The 13,217-nt window shown below is 66.0% G+C and carries 14 protein-coding genes and 1 tRNA gene; 6 read left to right on the top strand and 9 right to left on the bottom strand.

Annotation, left to right across the window (positions count from 1 at the left end; genetic code table 11):
- Positions 1-31 precede the first annotated feature (31 nt).
- Positions 32-1,474 carry an alkaline phosphatase gene (locus GGQ98_RS02655; RefSeq protein WP_184064703.1) on the top strand — a complete coding sequence of 481 codons (1,443 nt, stop codon included), beginning with the start codon at positions 32-34 and terminating at the stop codon, positions 1,472-1,474.
- A 10-nt stretch (positions 1,475-1,484) separates the two neighbouring features.
- On the opposite strand, the gene GGQ98_RS02660 is transcribed toward GGQ98_RS02655, so the two are convergent.
- Together GGQ98_RS02660 and cpdR are read right to left on the bottom strand one after the other, a co-directional pair.
- Positions 1,485-1,559, bottom strand: a tRNA-Val gene (locus tag GGQ98_RS02660).
- A 45-nt stretch (positions 1,560-1,604) separates the two neighbouring features.
- Positions 1,605-1,994 (bottom strand): cell cycle two-component system response regulator CpdR, encoded by a 390-nt coding sequence (gene cpdR / locus GGQ98_RS02665; RefSeq protein WP_184064706.1) that lies wholly within the window; start codon positions 1,992-1,994, stop codon positions 1,605-1,607.
- 174 nt (positions 1,995-2,168) lie between these two features.
- Here cpdR and GGQ98_RS02670 point away from each other — a divergent pair, with 174 nt between their 5' ends.
- Positions 2,169-3,032: an N-formylglutamate amidohydrolase gene (locus tag GGQ98_RS02670; protein ID WP_184064709.1), complete on the top strand. Its 864-nt coding sequence runs from the start codon at positions 2,169-2,171 to the stop codon at positions 3,030-3,032.
- Between the two features lie 159 nt (positions 3,033-3,191).
- Here the strand turns inward: GGQ98_RS02670 and GGQ98_RS02675 are convergent, their stop codons facing one another.
- Together GGQ98_RS02675 and GGQ98_RS02680 are read right to left on the bottom strand one after the other, a co-directional pair.
- Positions 3,192-3,746, bottom strand: a complete 555-nt coding sequence (locus GGQ98_RS02675; RefSeq protein ID WP_184064712.1) for a cytochrome b — start codon at positions 3,744-3,746, stop codon at positions 3,192-3,194.
- Between the two features lie 69 nt (positions 3,747-3,815).
- Complete coding sequence (locus tag GGQ98_RS02680) at positions 3,816-4,580, bottom strand: SapC family protein (RefSeq protein WP_184064715.1); 765 nt, start codon at positions 4,578-4,580, stop codon at positions 3,816-3,818.
- A 104-nt stretch (positions 4,581-4,684) separates the two neighbouring features.
- On the opposite strand from GGQ98_RS02680, the gene GGQ98_RS02685 reads away from it, so the two are divergent.
- The 3 genes from GGQ98_RS02685 to GGQ98_RS02695 all read left to right on the top strand — a co-directional run bounded on the left by GGQ98_RS02685 (position 4,685) and on the right by GGQ98_RS02695 (position 7,397).
- Positions 4,685-6,082, top strand: a complete 1,398-nt coding sequence (locus GGQ98_RS02685; protein WP_184064718.1) for a leucyl aminopeptidase family protein — start codon at positions 4,685-4,687, stop codon at positions 6,080-6,082.
- A 90-nt stretch (positions 6,083-6,172) separates the two neighbouring features.
- Positions 6,173-6,562 (top strand): MarR family transcriptional regulator, encoded by a 390-nt coding sequence (locus GGQ98_RS02690; protein ID WP_243451651.1) that lies wholly within the window; start codon positions 6,173-6,175, stop codon positions 6,560-6,562.
- Positions 6,519-7,397, top strand: coding sequence for a C40 family peptidase (locus GGQ98_RS02695; RefSeq protein WP_184064720.1), 879 nt, complete (start codon positions 6,519-6,521; stop codon positions 7,395-7,397). Before GGQ98_RS02690 ends, GGQ98_RS02695 begins: the two co-directional genes overlap by 44 nt.
- Here the strand turns inward: GGQ98_RS02695 and mltG are convergent.
- The 5 genes from mltG to fabD all read right to left on the bottom strand — a co-directional run bounded on the left by mltG (position 7,392) and on the right by fabD (position 11,739).
- Positions 7,392-8,351, bottom strand: a complete 960-nt coding sequence (gene mltG / locus GGQ98_RS02700; protein ID WP_184064724.1) for an endolytic transglycosylase MltG — start codon at positions 8,349-8,351, stop codon at positions 7,392-7,394. The two genes, GGQ98_RS02695 and mltG, sit on opposite strands and share 6 nt — an antisense overlap.
- A gap of 4 nt (positions 8,352-8,355) precedes the next feature.
- Positions 8,356-9,615: a beta-ketoacyl-ACP synthase II gene (fabF, locus tag GGQ98_RS02705; RefSeq protein WP_184064727.1), complete on the bottom strand. Its 1,260-nt coding sequence runs from the start codon at positions 9,613-9,615 to the stop codon at positions 8,356-8,358.
- Positions 9,616-9,716: 101 nt separating this feature from the next.
- Positions 9,717-9,956 carry an acyl carrier protein gene (locus tag GGQ98_RS02710; protein ID WP_121050812.1) on the bottom strand — a complete coding sequence of 80 codons (240 nt, stop codon included), beginning with the start codon at positions 9,954-9,956 and terminating at the stop codon, positions 9,717-9,719.
- A gap of 93 nt (positions 9,957-10,049) precedes the next feature.
- Positions 10,050-10,787, bottom strand: a complete 738-nt coding sequence (gene fabG, locus GGQ98_RS02715; protein WP_184064731.1) for a 3-oxoacyl-[acyl-carrier-protein] reductase — start codon at positions 10,785-10,787, stop codon at positions 10,050-10,052.
- Positions 10,788-10,800: 13 nt separating this feature from the next.
- Entirely contained in the window at positions 10,801-11,739 is a 939-nt protein-coding gene (gene fabD, locus GGQ98_RS02720; protein ID WP_184064734.1) for an ACP S-malonyltransferase, read from the bottom strand.
- A gap of 278 nt (positions 11,740-12,017) precedes the next feature.
- On the opposite strand from fabD, the gene GGQ98_RS02725 reads away from it, so the two are divergent.
- Entirely contained in the window at positions 12,018-13,151 is a 1,134-nt protein-coding gene (locus GGQ98_RS02725; RefSeq protein ID WP_184064736.1) for a tetratricopeptide repeat protein, read from the top strand.
- Positions 13,152-13,217: the final 66 nt, after the last annotated feature.

Consider the following 13,217-nt stretch of genomic DNA (forward strand, 5'->3'; position numbering starts at 1 on the left):
AAGGGTGCCCGCGACATCTTGAGGGGATCCCATGCGCGCTTTCGTCACCGCACTGCTGCTTGCCGCCGCCACACCCGCAATCGCCGCGGACATGCCCAAGAACGTGATCGTGATGATCGCCGACGGCGCGGGCCACAACACGCTCGCCGCCACGCGCTTCTGGACCGGGCGGCCGCTCGCCATGGACACCGGCCCATGGCTGCGCGCATCGATGGCGACCTACGGCCTGCGGCCGGAACGCAAGGTGCCCGAAGGCGGCGACCCCTACGCGCAGGACCCCGACGCCGTCTATGACCCCGCAAAGGCATGGGACACGCGGCCCGTGAAGGGCATGGCGAAGAAGGCCGGGAGCACCTATCCGGCGCTGTTCGCCGGATATGAGTGGCACCGCCGCTCCGCCCCCGACAGCGCCAACACCATGTCGGCGATGATGACGGGCGTGCGCACCTTCGACGGCGCGATCGACGTGGACGGCGCGGAAAAGCCCGTGCTGTCGGTCGCCGAGGCCGCGAAGGCGGCAGGCAAGATGACCGGCGCCATTTCGAGCGTGCCGTTCAACCACGCGACCCCCGCAGCGGGCGGCGGCGCGCACAATCCCGACCGGGACGACTATCACGGTCTCGCCCGCGAGATGTTCGGCGGAACGCTGGACGTGATCGGCGGCGGCGGCAACCCGGACTATGACCAGGACGGCAAGCCGATCACCGACGAGCACGCGGAAATCCGCTTCAAGTGGATACCGCCCGAGCTGTGGACGGAACTGAAAGGCGCGAATTCGCGCTGGAACCTTGTCGAGACGGCCGGCGACATCCGCGCGCTTGCCGAGGGCAAGGCGACGTCTGCAAAACCGCTGGCGATGATCGCGGCGGTGAACCCGACATTGCAGGCGGGGCGCGCCTATCCGTCAAACATCGCGCGCGGCACGGCGGATCCCGGCGCGGTGCCGCTGACGCCCGGCATGGTGACGCTCGACGAGATGGCGATCGCGGCGCTGAAGCACGTGGGCACCGACCGCGACGGCTTCTTCATGACGATCGAGGGCGGCGCAGTCGACTGGGCGATGCACGCCAACGACTTCCCGCGCATGATCGAGGAATACATGGCGTTCGACGACGCCGTGCGCGCGGTGGTCGCGTGGATCGAGAGCCCGGAAAGCGCCGCGAGCTGGGACGACACGCTGCTCGTCGTCACCGCCGACCACGATCATCTGCTGTACGGCCCCGATCTCGACGAACCGTTCCAGCGCGTGACCAACAACGGCGCAGGCAAGCTGCCGGGCTATTCCTGGGCGTGGGATTCGCACTCCAACCAGCTCGTGCCCTTCTTCGCGCGCGGCAAGGGCGCGGAACGGCTCATGGCCGAAGCCGACCAGATCGATGCCCATACGGACGAAAAGGGCCGGAAATTCGGCTACGGACGCTATCTGACGCAGCCCGAACTCGGCGCGTTCCTGATGAAGACGCAGGAGAAGTAAGGGGAGTTGATGGTGGGCGCGGCAAGGATTGAACTTGCGACCCCTGCGATGTCAACACAGTGCTCTACCACTGAGCTACGCGCCCACGCGGCGTGCCTTCTAGGCGAGCGCCGGGCACTGCGCAAGCCGGTTATTCGCGTTCGAAGATACGGTCGATTTCGGCGACGAGATCGCGCAGGTGGAACGGTTTCGAGAGCACCTTGGCATCGCTCGGCGCGCCCGAGCCTCGGCTGAGCGCGACGGCGGCAAACCCGGTGATGAACATGACGCGCATCGACGGCGCAAGCTGCGCGGCGCGCTGGGCGAGTTCGATGCCGTCCATTTCCGGCATGACGATGTCGGTGAGCAGAAGGCCGAAGCCGCCCGTCGCGATGTGCGGCAGCGCCGCCGTGCCGCGATCGACCGCAACCACTTCGTAGCCCGCGCGGGAAATCGCGCGTTCCAGGAAAAGACGCATCGAGTCGTCATCTTCCGCGAGCAGGATGCGGCCTGTGATGCGGCCTTCGGGTTGTGTCGTCATGATCGTGTCCGCCGCTTTCTAAGCGCGAGGACTTAACATTTCCTCTCGTGGACTTGCCAGCCCGAAACCGGTTCGCGCGCGCCTCTTTTGCTTTCGTTTCGCAGGGGATAGAATGCCCGCGATGCCGCACATTCCAGATCGATGCCGTTGAACGCCGAGCCTTCGGCTTCATCCGTGACGCCCGGCCACTTCGTTTCGGGTGCGCGCGGCGCGCCCGCGCCGCTCGTGCTCGCCTCTCCGCACAGCGGCCGCGCGTATCCGCCCGGGTTCGTTTCCGCCTCCGCGCTGGATATCGGCGGGCTGCGGCGCGCGGAAGATGCGTATGTCGATGAACTGCTGACCCCGGCGGCCGAAACGGGCGCGCCGATGATTACGGCGCGCTGGGCGCGCGCCTATATCGATCTGAACCGCGACCCGCAGGAAATCGACCTTTCCATGCTGAGCGACCCGGCGGCGATCGGCCCGGTGAAAACCACCGAGCGCGTGCGCTCCGGCCTCGGCGTGGTGCCCAGGCTGACCGGGCCGGGCCTTCACATCTATCGAAACCGGATCAGCAGCGCGGCGGTGCTGCAGCGAATCGCCGCCGTGCACGCGCCCTATCACCAGCGGCTTGCGGCGCTCGTGGAGGAGGCTGCGGCGTGCCACGGCTATGCGCTGCTGATCGACGGCCATTCGATGCCGCCGCTGTCGCTGCCCGCGCGCCAGCGGCCGCAGATCGTGATCGGGGACGCGGGCGGCACCTCCGCGCCCGAATCGGTCGTGCGATGGGTGGAAGCGCATTTCCGGCGCGCGGGCCTGCGCGTCGCGCGCAACACGCCCTACGCGGGCGGGTACACGACCCGGTTCCACGGCGCGCCCGTGCGGAACCGATTCGCGATCCAGATCGAAATCGACCGCACGCTTTACATGAACCCCGAGACGCTGGAACGACACGCCGGATTCAGCTTCGTCGCGGAAACGCTGAAGAGCCTGGTGAGCGGATTGCTCGTCCAGCTTCCGCAAATGTTCGGAAGACCGCAGGCAATCGCGGCCGAATAAGCCCCTGAAAGAAAAAAGGTCACTTCGACGATGTCGAAGTGACCAGGGTTCAGGGAGGACGTGGCATCATCCAAAGGACGATGCAACGTGGGCGTGCCGCGCAAAAGGGGGGGAACGCAGCGCCGCCTGAAAGCAAGATGGGCCGGAATTATGAAGTTTTCAAGCGTCTGGCCGATTTTTTCGCAAAAAAGGCAACATTCTGGCCAAAACGTCGTCGCGATCGGGGAAATGATGCTTGAGCGCGCCGAGCACATGCAGAACCACGAGCACGATCGCGAGCAGCGCGGCGAGGCCGTGCAGATCGTGGAAGAAGCCGCGCCCGGCCTTGCCCAGCGGCGAATCGGGAAGCGCGATGAGATTGAACCAGACGAGCGGCCGCTCTGGACTTGCGGCGAACGCCCAGCCGCTGAGCGGGATCGCGAGCAGCAGGACATAGAAGCCGATGTGAGTCGCGGGGGCGAGCGCGATCTCCCACCCCTTCATGTGCGCGGGCAGGAGCAGGAAGCCCTCCTTCAGCCGCAGACCAAGACGCCACAGCGTGAGCACAAGGACGGTGATGCCGATCGATTTGTGAATGCCCATGATCGCGCCGCGCTCGGCGCCTTCAAGGCCTTCGGCGTACAGCGCGCCGGTGATGTTGCCGAGAACCAGAACGGCGATCAGCCAATGAAGCGTGATCGCCGTTCGTGAATAGCTGCTGTGAACGGTCGCCATATGTGCCCTCCCCGCATTGCCTGAACGCGCGGAAGTCTAGGGCGAATCCCTGGCAGCGCAAGACCGCGCTCAGGCGTCCGCGCGCTCCGCCGCGACCTTCGCCGCGCCCTGCGAGAACAGGTCGGTGACGTAGGACAGCGAGAAGAGGTGCGCGTACATCAGCGGCATCATGCCGTTCTGGATGAGCTTGCGCGCCTGATCGCCGCGCAGATCGCGGATCTTGTCCTGCGAGATCATCTTGAAGCCCCGGTAGATCGCGGGCTGCGCCATGCCGTCCATCTGGATGGACACCTCGCCGTCCATCAGGAACTCGCCCTTTTCGAGCTCCTGCACGAACGCCTGCGTCTTGCGCATCGAGTTTTCGAACTGCTCGCAGAATTCGAGGACGTTCTTCACGACGTCGCTTGCCTCGCCGTCCTTGAACAGCGCCTCGCCTTCATCGGCGCCGAGATCCTCGGAGGTCTCGTCGAAGCAGAGCGTCAACTCCTCCGACTGCGGATTGATGCGCGCGAGCAGGAAGGGATAGCGGCGCACATAGGCAGGCACGTAGGTGCCGGCGCGCCAGTTGCCGCCTTCGTCGACGAACAGGTTCTGGCCTTCGCTGAGCGAGGTGAGCGCAAGCGGCACGGGCGTCTGACCCGCCGCGAACACGATCGGATAATGCCGCTGCACGAGGTGAAATTCATCGACCGTGATCGGGATGGCATGCAAGCCCCGCGCAAACGGCGCGCCCGTGCGGGATTTCAGCCCGAGCGTGGAATGCTGGGACGAGGAAAGCGGCGTGAGCGTATTGTAAAGCGGCGGCAACTGAGCGGCTTGCGGATTGGTGGCCATTGTGTTCCTTCGGGCGCGGGCGTGGAGTTGAATTTCGGCGGATCGTTTAGGCGGTCTGCCGCTTCGCGGCAAGTCAAGAGCAGGAACGGAAAAGCACCGCTACGATGGATTCTCCAAGCCTCATCGAACACGATACGGGACAGGACGCCCGCGAGATCATGCTTGTCGATCCCTCCGGTTTCGAAGCCTGGTGGGACGCGCTGCCGGCGCGCGCGCGCGCCGCTGTCGAGGCCGCGCAGTTCAAGGGCGCGGCGGGCACAAGGGTGATCCTGTACGGCGCCGACCCGGAAAGCTGGAGCGCCGCGTTCGGCGCGCCTGCAACGCTCGAACCCTGGGATCTTGCAGGCGCGGTAAAAGCGCTGCCTGCGGGACGGTACAGGCTTGCGGGCCGCGAGCCGGGCGCGGCGGCGCTCGGCTGGATACTCGCCCACTATACGTACACGCGCTACCAGTCCGCGCCGAAGCCCGTGGAGCCGCGCGTGCTTCTGGTGCCGAAGTCGGTCGATATCGCGGCGCTCCAGCAGCTTGCAGGCGCGCAGAGCCTCGTGCGCGACCTTGTCAACACACCCGCCGAAGACATGGGCCCCGAAGCGCTGGACGCCGCAGTGCGCGACGTCGCGCGGCACCACGGCGCCGAGGTGAAGACGATCACCGGCGACGCGTTGCTGGCGGCGAACTTGCCGACAATTCACGCCGTCGGCCGCGCCGCGGCGGCGGGCCGCGAACCCCGGCTGATCGACATGGCATGGGGCCGCAAGGGCGACCCGAAGCTGACCATCATCGGCAAAGGCGTGTGCTTCGATTCCGGCGGGCTCGACATCAAGACCTCGGGCAGCATGCTGCTGATGAAGAAAGACATGGGCGGCGCGGCGCACGCGCTCGCGCTTGCCGGGCTGGTGATGGGCGCGAAGCTGCGCGTGCGGCTGCGGCTGCTGATCCCGGCCGTGGAAAACGCCATCGACGGCAGCGCCTTCCGGCCCGGCGACATCATCAGGACGCGCAAGGGCACCACGGTCGAGATCGGCAACACCGATGCCGAGGGGCGGCTCGTGCTGTGTGACGCGCTCACGCTGGCGGGAGAGGACAACCCGGACCTTGTTCTCGACTTCGCGACACTCACCGGCGCGGCGCGCGTCGCGCTCGGGCCCGACCTTCCCGCGCTGTTCGCCAACGACGATGCCCTCGCCGAACGGCTGCTGGACGCGGCGAAGGCGAGTGGTGATCCGCTGTGGCGCATGCCGCTGTGGAAACCTTATGCGGACATGCTGAAATCGGATATCGCCGACATCAACAACAGCGCCTCCGGGGGCTTTGCGGGGGCGATCACCGCCGCGCTTTACCTTGAAAAGTTCGTCGATCCCAAGACACCCTGGGCGCACCTTGATACCTTCGCGTGGATGCCGACGGCAAAACCGGGCCGCCCGAAAGGCGGCGAAGCGCTAGGCCTGAGGGCGTTTTGGGCGTATGTAGAGAGACGCTACGGTAATCATCGCAATGAATGAACGCTTCGGCGGGTTAACCCAAAATATAAACACATCATTAACTCCAGTTAAAATATGGTGACCCGAAACAAGATAACGGGTGAAACAACCATGTCTCTCTCAGGCCTAGACGACCGGATCGACGCGCTGCTCAGCCCCTGGATGCGGACTGTGATTGCCTATGTGCAATCGAACCGTCCCGATCTCACGAACCGGCAGATGGCGCTGCTTCTGGTTGTCTATCTGACCCAGGGACCGCACACCGTGCGCGGGCTCGCGGCCAAGCTGAGGGTTTCGAAACCCGTCATCACGCGGGCACTCAACACGCTCGGCGCGTTCGGCTATATCCGCCGCCAGAAGGACGAGAGCGACCTGCGCAACATCTTCGTGGAGCGGACGGCGCAGGGCCATGAATTTCTCGAGACCTTCGCGGAAATGATCGAGACGACGCAGGGCCATGCCAACCGCAACACCGAACGCGAAGACCGCGCCTACCTCTAGCGCCCGGCGCCCCGACCCGCGCACGCATGCGTGGCGGGATGATCTTGCCGATGCGGCGCTCGAGGGCGTGGTCGACGCGCCGCGCTTCGCGGTTCCTGTTCGGCACCGGCTGACCGCGCCGCAAGCGCCCATCCGCAAGGCGCCGGACGCAGACGCCGTCGCGGTGAGCGAACTTCTTTCGGGCGAGGCCTTCGACGTGCTCGATGTGTCGGGCGGCGTCGCGTGGGGCTACAGCGTTCACGACCATTATGTCGGCTATGTCGATGCCGCGCTGCTCGCGGACGCCGGAGAGACGCCGACGCACCGGATCGCCGCGCCGACCGCACTGATCTTCGCAAGGCCCGACATCAAATCCACCGTGCTCGGCGCACTGCCGATGGGCGCGCTGATCGGCGCTGCGGAGCATGACGAGAAATTCGCGGCGGCCGCGGGCGGCTATGTTCACAGGCGGCACATCGCCGCGATCGACGACCACGCCGCCGATCCGGCGGCGGTCGCCGAACTGTTCCTCGGCACGCCGTACAAGTGGGGCGGCCGCACGCGCGGCGGGATCGATTGTTCGGGCCTTGTGCAGATCGCGCTTGGCGCCTGCGGGATCGATTGCCCCCGCGACAGCGACATGCAGGCAGCGCTGGGGCGCGAGGTCGAAGATCGGCGCTACCGGCGCGGCGACCTGGTGTTCTTCCCCGGCCATGTCGGCTTCATGCACGACGAGACGCGGCTGCTGCATGCCAATGCGTTTTTCATGTCGACGGTGATCGAGCCGCTCGACGACGTGGTGGGGCGCTTGCTGCCGCAGTACGACGAGCCGGTGACGGCGGTGCGGCGGCTATAGCTCGCCGCGTTCCCGGCGGATCGCGCGCCACTTGACGACATTGGCGTTGTGCTCGGCAAGCGTGCGCGCGAACACGTGGCCGCCGGTGCCGTCCGCCACGAAATAGAGCGCATCGGTGGTTTCCGGATCGAGCACGGCCTCGATCGACGCGCGGCCCGGATTGGCGATCGGCCCCGTGGGCAAGCCCGCCTTCGCATAGGTGTTGTAGCCGTTGTCGGCGCGCAGCTCCGACTGGCGAATCCGGCGGCCGAGCGGCTTCCCCTTGGTGATCGGGTAGATCACCGTGGGATCGGCCTGCAGCATCATGCCGATGCGCAGCCGGTTCGAATAGACGCCCGCGATCGTGCGGCGTTCCTCAGCCTTCGCGGTTTCCTTCTCGACGATGGCGGCCAGGTTCACGGCCTCCTCCGGCGTTTTCACGACCGCCGAGGACTTGCGCGTCGCCCAGAGTTCCGCGAGCGTCTTCGTCATCGCGTCTTCCATGCGCTTCAGCACCGCCGCGCGCGGCTCGCCGCGCTCGAAGCTGTAGCCGCCGGGCAAGACGGCGCCTTCCGCAGGAACGTCGACCTCTCCCGTCAGCAGTTCCTCCGCCATCAGCTTTTCGTGAACGAGGATCGACGGCAGGCCCTCGGGTATCACGAGGAGGCGCTGCAACGGCTCGCCTTCCTGAAGGATGCGGAGGATCGACGCCGCGCTGCTGCCCGCCGGAACCGAGAACTCTCCCGCCTTGATCGGTGCGCCGGAACCCAGAACGCGCGCCATCAGCCGGAACGCATCGGACGAGCGGATCATGCCCGCATCTTCAAGCCGGACAGCCATGGCGGAAAGCGACGCGCCGCGCGGCACGATGATGTCCGTATCCGCCGCGAGCGGACCCTTGGCGGTCCACTGGAACGCGAGCACGGCAGCAGCCGCCAGCGCCGCGACGACGATGGCGACCAGCAGTTTCTTCATACGCTCAGAGCGCCTTGACGATCAGCGAGGCGTTGGTGCCGCCGAAGCCGAAGCTGTTGTTGAGCGCGGCCTTGATCTTCCGCTTGCGCGCCACGAGCGGCACGAGATCGACACCCGCGCAGCCGTCGCTGGGGTTTTCGAGATTGATCGTCGGCGGCGCAACCTGATCGCGGATGGCGAGCAGGCAGAAGATCGTCTCGACCGCGCCTGCGCCGCCGAGCAAGTGCCCGATCGCGCTTTTGGTGGAGGACATCGAAACCGTATCCATCGCGCTGCCGAACAGGCGGCGGACGGCGCCAAGCTCGATCTCGTCGCCGAGCGGCGTCGAGGTGCCGTGGGCGTTGACGTAATCGATGTCTTCCGGGTTCAGGCCGGCCCTCTTCAGCGCCATCTGCATCGCGCGGAAGCCGCCGAAGCCTTCCGGGTGCGGCGCCGTGACGTGATAGGCATCGCCGGTGAGGCCGTAGCCGACGACCTCGCCGTAGATTTTCGCGCCGCGCGCCTTCGCGTGCTCATACTCCTCGAGCACGACGACACCCGCGCCTTCGCCCATGACGAAGCCGTCGCGGTCCTTGTCGTAGGGGCGGCTGGCGCGCTCGGGCTGGTCGTTGAACGCGGTGGAGAGCGCCCGCGCCTGCGCGAAGCCTGCGATGCCGAGCGGGCAGATCGCGCTTTCGGCGCCGCCCGCGAGCATGATGTCGGCATCGTCGAGCGCGATCATGCGCGCGGCGTCGCCGATCGAGTGCGCGCCTGTCGAGCAGGCCGTGACGACGGCATGATTCGGGCCCATCAGGCCGTATTTGATCGAAACCTGCCCCGACACGAGATTGATGAGGCGGCCGTGCACGAAATGCGGGCTGACGCGGCGCGGGCCTTTTTCGTGAAGCACGATCGATTCGGATTCGATGCCCGGCAAACCGCCGATGCCCGAGCCGATCGAGCAGCCCGCACGGAGCTTCTGCTCGTCGGTGAGGTGGGCGAGGCCCGCATCCTCGATCGCCTGACCGGCCGCATCGATGCCGAACTGGATGAACAGATCGACCTGGCGCTGCACCTTGTGATCGACGCGCTTCGAGACGTCCCAGCCATCCTCGCGGCCGTCCATCTTCACTTCGCAGGCGATCGTGCAGGCCTGATCCGACGGATCGAAACGGGTGATGCGCGCGGCGCCCGACTTCGAGGCAAGGATGCCCCGCCAGCTTGATTCGACGTCCCCGCCGAGGGGTGTAACAAGACCCAGTCCGGTGACGACGACGCGGCGCATGCGGTTCTCCCGTGATCCTTATAACAAGCGAGCGGCCCTCCGGCTTTTCCGGGGAGCCGCTCGCGAATACCATGCCGTTTTGTTCGGCAAGCGTCCCCGTGTCAGGCGGCGCTGTTTTCCTCGATGTAGCCGATGGCATCCTTCACGGTGAGGATCTTCTCGGCGGCATCGTCGGGGATCTCGACACCGAACTCTTCCTCGAACGCCATCACCAGCTCGACAGTGTCGAGGCTGTCTGCGCCGAGATCGTCGATGAAGCTCGCGTCTTCGGTCACCTTGTCCGGCTCGACGCCGAGGTGCTCGACGACGATCTTCTTCACGCGCTCTGCGACATCGCTCATATAAATGGTCCCCTAGAAGAACAGACTGATGTTTGAAGTTGGCAGTAACCGTGTGTCCGTGGCCTTGCAAGTCCCCGCGTAGTGTCGGGAGGCTCAGATCATCGCCATTCCGCCGTTCACATGCAGCGTCTGGCCGGTCACGTAAGCCGCCTCGCGGCTGGCGAGGTAAACGACGGCGGATGCCACGTCGCCGCCTTCGCCGAGGCGACCCGCCGGAATCCGGGCCGTCAGCGCCTCTTTCTGGGCGTCTGGAAGCGCATCGGTCATCGCCGATTTGATGAAGCCCGGCGCCACGCAGTTCACCGTGATGTTGCGGCTGGCGACTTCCTGCGCGAGCGCCTTCGACATGCCGACGAGACCGGCCTTGGAGGCCGCGTAGTTGATCTGCCCCGGATTGCCGGTCGCGCCGACGACCGAGGTGATCGAAATGATCCGCCCGAAACGCGCCTTCATCATGGGCTTCAGCGCCGCGCGCGACAGGCGGAAGGCGGCTTCGAGGTTGATGCGGATCACGTCCGACCACTCCTCGTCCTTCATGCGCATCGCGAGGTTGTCGCGCGTGACGCCTGCATTGTTCACGAGGATATCGATGCCGCCCATCGCCTCCACGGCGCGGCCCACGAGCGCGTCCACCGCCGCACTGTCGGAAAGGTTGCAGGGCAGAATGTGCGTATCGCCGCCGATTTCAGCAGCGACGGCCTTCAAGGCGTCCTCGCGGGTGCCGGAAAGCGCCAGCGTCGCGCCCCGATCGACAAGCGATTTCGCGATCGCCGCGCCGATGCCGCCGCTGGCGCCGGTGACGAGCGCCTTCATTCCGGTAAGATCGAACATGCCTGCCCCTCCGCTAGAGTGTCTTCGCCGCCGCCTCGATGTCATCCATCGAAACGAGGCTGAGCGTTGTCGCATCAGGCTCGATGCGCTTTATCATCGGGCCGAGAACCTTGCCGCCGAACTCGACGAAACTGTCGACGCCGAGCGCGGCCATCGCGTGGACGCTTTCGCGCCAGCGCACGGTGCCGGTGACCTGCTCGACCAGAAGCCGCCGGATTTCGGCAGGATCGGTAACCGGCGCCGCCGTGACGTTGGCGACCACGGGGACGAACGGCAGTGCGATGTTCGCCGCCTCCAGCGCCAGCGCCATCTTCTCGGCGGCGGGCGCCATCAGCGCGCAGTGGAACGGGGCGGAGACCGGCAGCAGCATGCCGCGCTTGGCGCCGAGCCCCTTGGCAATCTCGATGGCGCGCTCAACCGCCGCCTTGTGCCCGGAAATGACGACCTGGCCCGGCGCGTTATCGTTCGCGGCCTGGCAGACATCGCCCTGCGCGCCTTCCGCGGCGGCTTTCACGGCGGCTTCGAAATCGAGGCCCAGCAAGGCCGCCATCGCGCCTTCGCCCACCGGAACCGCCGCCTGCATCGCCTGTCCGCGCAGCTTCAGAAGCCGCGCCGTTTCGGCGAGGCCAAGGCTGCCCGCCGCGCAGAGCGCCGTATATTCGCCGAGACTGTGGCCCGCCACGTAAGCAGCCTTGTCGGCGAGCAGCAGCCCGCCTTCCTTTTCCAGAACGCGCAGCGCCGCAATGGCGTTCGCCATGATCGCGGGCTGGGCGTTCTCGGTGAGAATGAGATCGGCTTCGGGGCCTTCGAACATGAGCTTCGAAAGCTTTTGCCCCAGCGCCTCGTCAACCTCTTGAAACACTTCCCTTGCCGCCGGGCTTGCCGCCGCGAGCGCCTGCCCCATGCCGACCGATTGACTGCCCTGCCCCGGGAAAATGAATGCGCGTGCCATAAGGGCCGCCCCTTCTTCGTATATGGTTACAGTGCCTGCGGGAGGCGCTTAGTGATGTCGCGGCTCGCGCGCAAGCGACAGAGGAATGTTGCGATTCGGCTCCGAATCGTTAAGGTTCTCGCGGTTTTCATTCGCTGCGATGAATGACCCGTTCAGCAGTGGGCCATCATCGCCGTGTAATAAAGCATGGTCAAATGTCTGGATCGGAGGGCCTTTCCAGGCGTTAATGTGCCGAGTTTCGGCACGCCGGACCGACAACTGGGAGTGGAAGGATTACAATGACGTTTGTTTCTCGCTTGACGATGGCTGCGGCGCTCGCATTTGCAGCTCCGATCGGCCTTTCAGCGCCGGCCCTGGCCCAGGCGCTTTCAGCGGGCGTCGGCAAGCCCCTGCAGGAAGCCTCAAAGCTCGCGAATGCGGGCAACAATGCCGCAGCGACTGCGCGCGTGAATGCCGCCCGCAGTGCTGCAAGCACCGCTGTCGAGCGCCGCAAGGTCGCTGAAATGGCGGCGTTCGTGCATACCAAGGGTGGCCGCTGGGCCGCCGCCGCGCAGGAGCTGGAAAGCATCGGAGCGCCCGCTTCGCAGCTCGCCCCGCTTTATTACCGCGCCGGTCAGCTCGACAAGGCGATCACGCTCGGCAAGAAAACCGGCGGCGTGCAAGGCCAGACGATCGTTGCGCAATCCTACTTCCGTCAGGGAAATTTCAAGGGCGCTGCAGACGTTTACCAGAACCTCATCAAGCAGAACGGCGCGCGTGAAGCCTGGCTGCAGAGCTTGGCCAACGCCCAGTTCAAGATGAATGACAAGAAGGGCTATCTCGCCACGACCGAGCGGCTCATCAAGGTCGATCCGTCACCGGCGCGCTGGCGCGCCCTGCTTGTCGACATGAAGAACGGCCAGATGCCCCGCGAGGCGAAGCTCGCTCTCTTCGAACTGATGGAGCAGACGGGCAATATCACGAAGCCTGAGGATTATCAGGAGTATGCCAAGCTCGCGATCGTCGCGAACCAGCCGGCGCTTGCCAAGCGCTCGCTCGAAAGCGGCATGAAAGCGGGCGTGATCCCGGCGAGCGACTCCATGAACGCCCGGCTTCTGGAGGCTGCGGCCAAGCGCTCTGCGGCCGCTTCGGCAGGCGTATCCAAGCTGCCGAAGACCGGCGCGGGGCAATTGCAGGCCGGTCACGTCGCCTTTGGCGCCGGGGACTACGCCAGGGCTGCGGCGCTTTACGGCGCGGCTGCGAAGGCGGGCGGCGCCACGGCGGACCAGGCCAAGGTTCTGGCCGGTATCAGCCAGCTGCGTTCGGGCAATCGTGCCGCCGCGTCGGGAACGTTCAAGAGCATTCCGGAAGCGAGCGCGTACAGCGGCGTCGCCGGGCTCTGGGCGCTCTACACCTCGACGAGCGCCGCCTAACCGCGCTTGCCTTTCCGGCGCGTTTGCGCCATAGGGCCGTCACCAGCGGCGGGGAGCCAGCCTTCC

Origin of the sequence: Sphingosinicella soli, assembly GCF_014199685.1 — a bacterium.
Classification (GTDB): domain Bacteria; phylum Pseudomonadota; class Alphaproteobacteria; order Sphingomonadales; family Sphingomonadaceae; genus Sphingosinicella; species Sphingosinicella soli.

What these genes read in the sequence shown, in the direction of transcription:
- GGQ98_RS02690 (WP_243451651.1), top strand. Translation starts at nt 6,173, where the DNA reads ATGTCTCTCTCAGGCCTAGACGACCGGATCGACGCGCTGCTCAGCCCC.
- GGQ98_RS02655 (WP_184064703.1), top strand. Translation starts at nt 32, where the DNA reads ATGCGCGCTTTCGTCACCGCACTGCTGCTTGCCGCCGCCACACCCGCA.
- GGQ98_RS02675 (WP_184064712.1), bottom strand. Translation starts at nt 3,746, where the DNA reads ATGGCGACCGTTCACAGCAGCTATTCACGAACGGCGATCACGCTTCAT.
- fabD (WP_184064734.1), bottom strand. Translation starts at nt 11,739, where the DNA reads ATGGCACGCGCATTCATTTTCCCGGGGCAGGGCAGTCAATCGGTCGGC.
- fabG (WP_184064731.1), bottom strand. Translation starts at nt 10,787, where the DNA reads ATGTTCGATCTTACCGGAATGAAGGCGCTCGTCACCGGCGCCAGCGGC.
- GGQ98_RS02685 (WP_184064718.1), top strand. Translation starts at nt 4,685, where the DNA reads ATGGATTCTCCAAGCCTCATCGAACACGATACGGGACAGGACGCCCGC.
- mltG (WP_184064724.1), bottom strand. Translation starts at nt 8,351, where the DNA reads ATGAAGAAACTGCTGGTCGCCATCGTCGTCGCGGCGCTGGCGGCTGCT.
- GGQ98_RS02725 (WP_184064736.1), top strand. Translation starts at nt 12,018, where the DNA reads ATGACGTTTGTTTCTCGCTTGACGATGGCTGCGGCGCTCGCATTTGCA.
- fabF (WP_184064727.1), bottom strand. Translation starts at nt 9,615, where the DNA reads ATGCGCCGCGTCGTCGTCACCGGACTGGGTCTTGTTACACCCCTCGGC.
- cpdR (WP_184064706.1), bottom strand. Translation starts at nt 1,994, where the DNA reads ATGACGACACAACCCGAAGGCCGCATCACAGGCCGCATCCTGCTCGCG.
- GGQ98_RS02710 (WP_121050812.1), bottom strand. Translation starts at nt 9,956, where the DNA reads ATGAGCGATGTCGCAGAGCGCGTGAAGAAGATCGTCGTCGAGCACCTC.
- GGQ98_RS02680 (WP_184064715.1), bottom strand. Translation starts at nt 4,580, where the DNA reads ATGGCCACCAATCCGCAAGCCGCTCAGTTGCCGCCGCTTTACAATACG.
- GGQ98_RS02695 (WP_184064720.1), top strand. Translation starts at nt 6,519, where the DNA reads ATGCCAACCGCAACACCGAACGCGAAGACCGCGCCTACCTCTAGCGCC.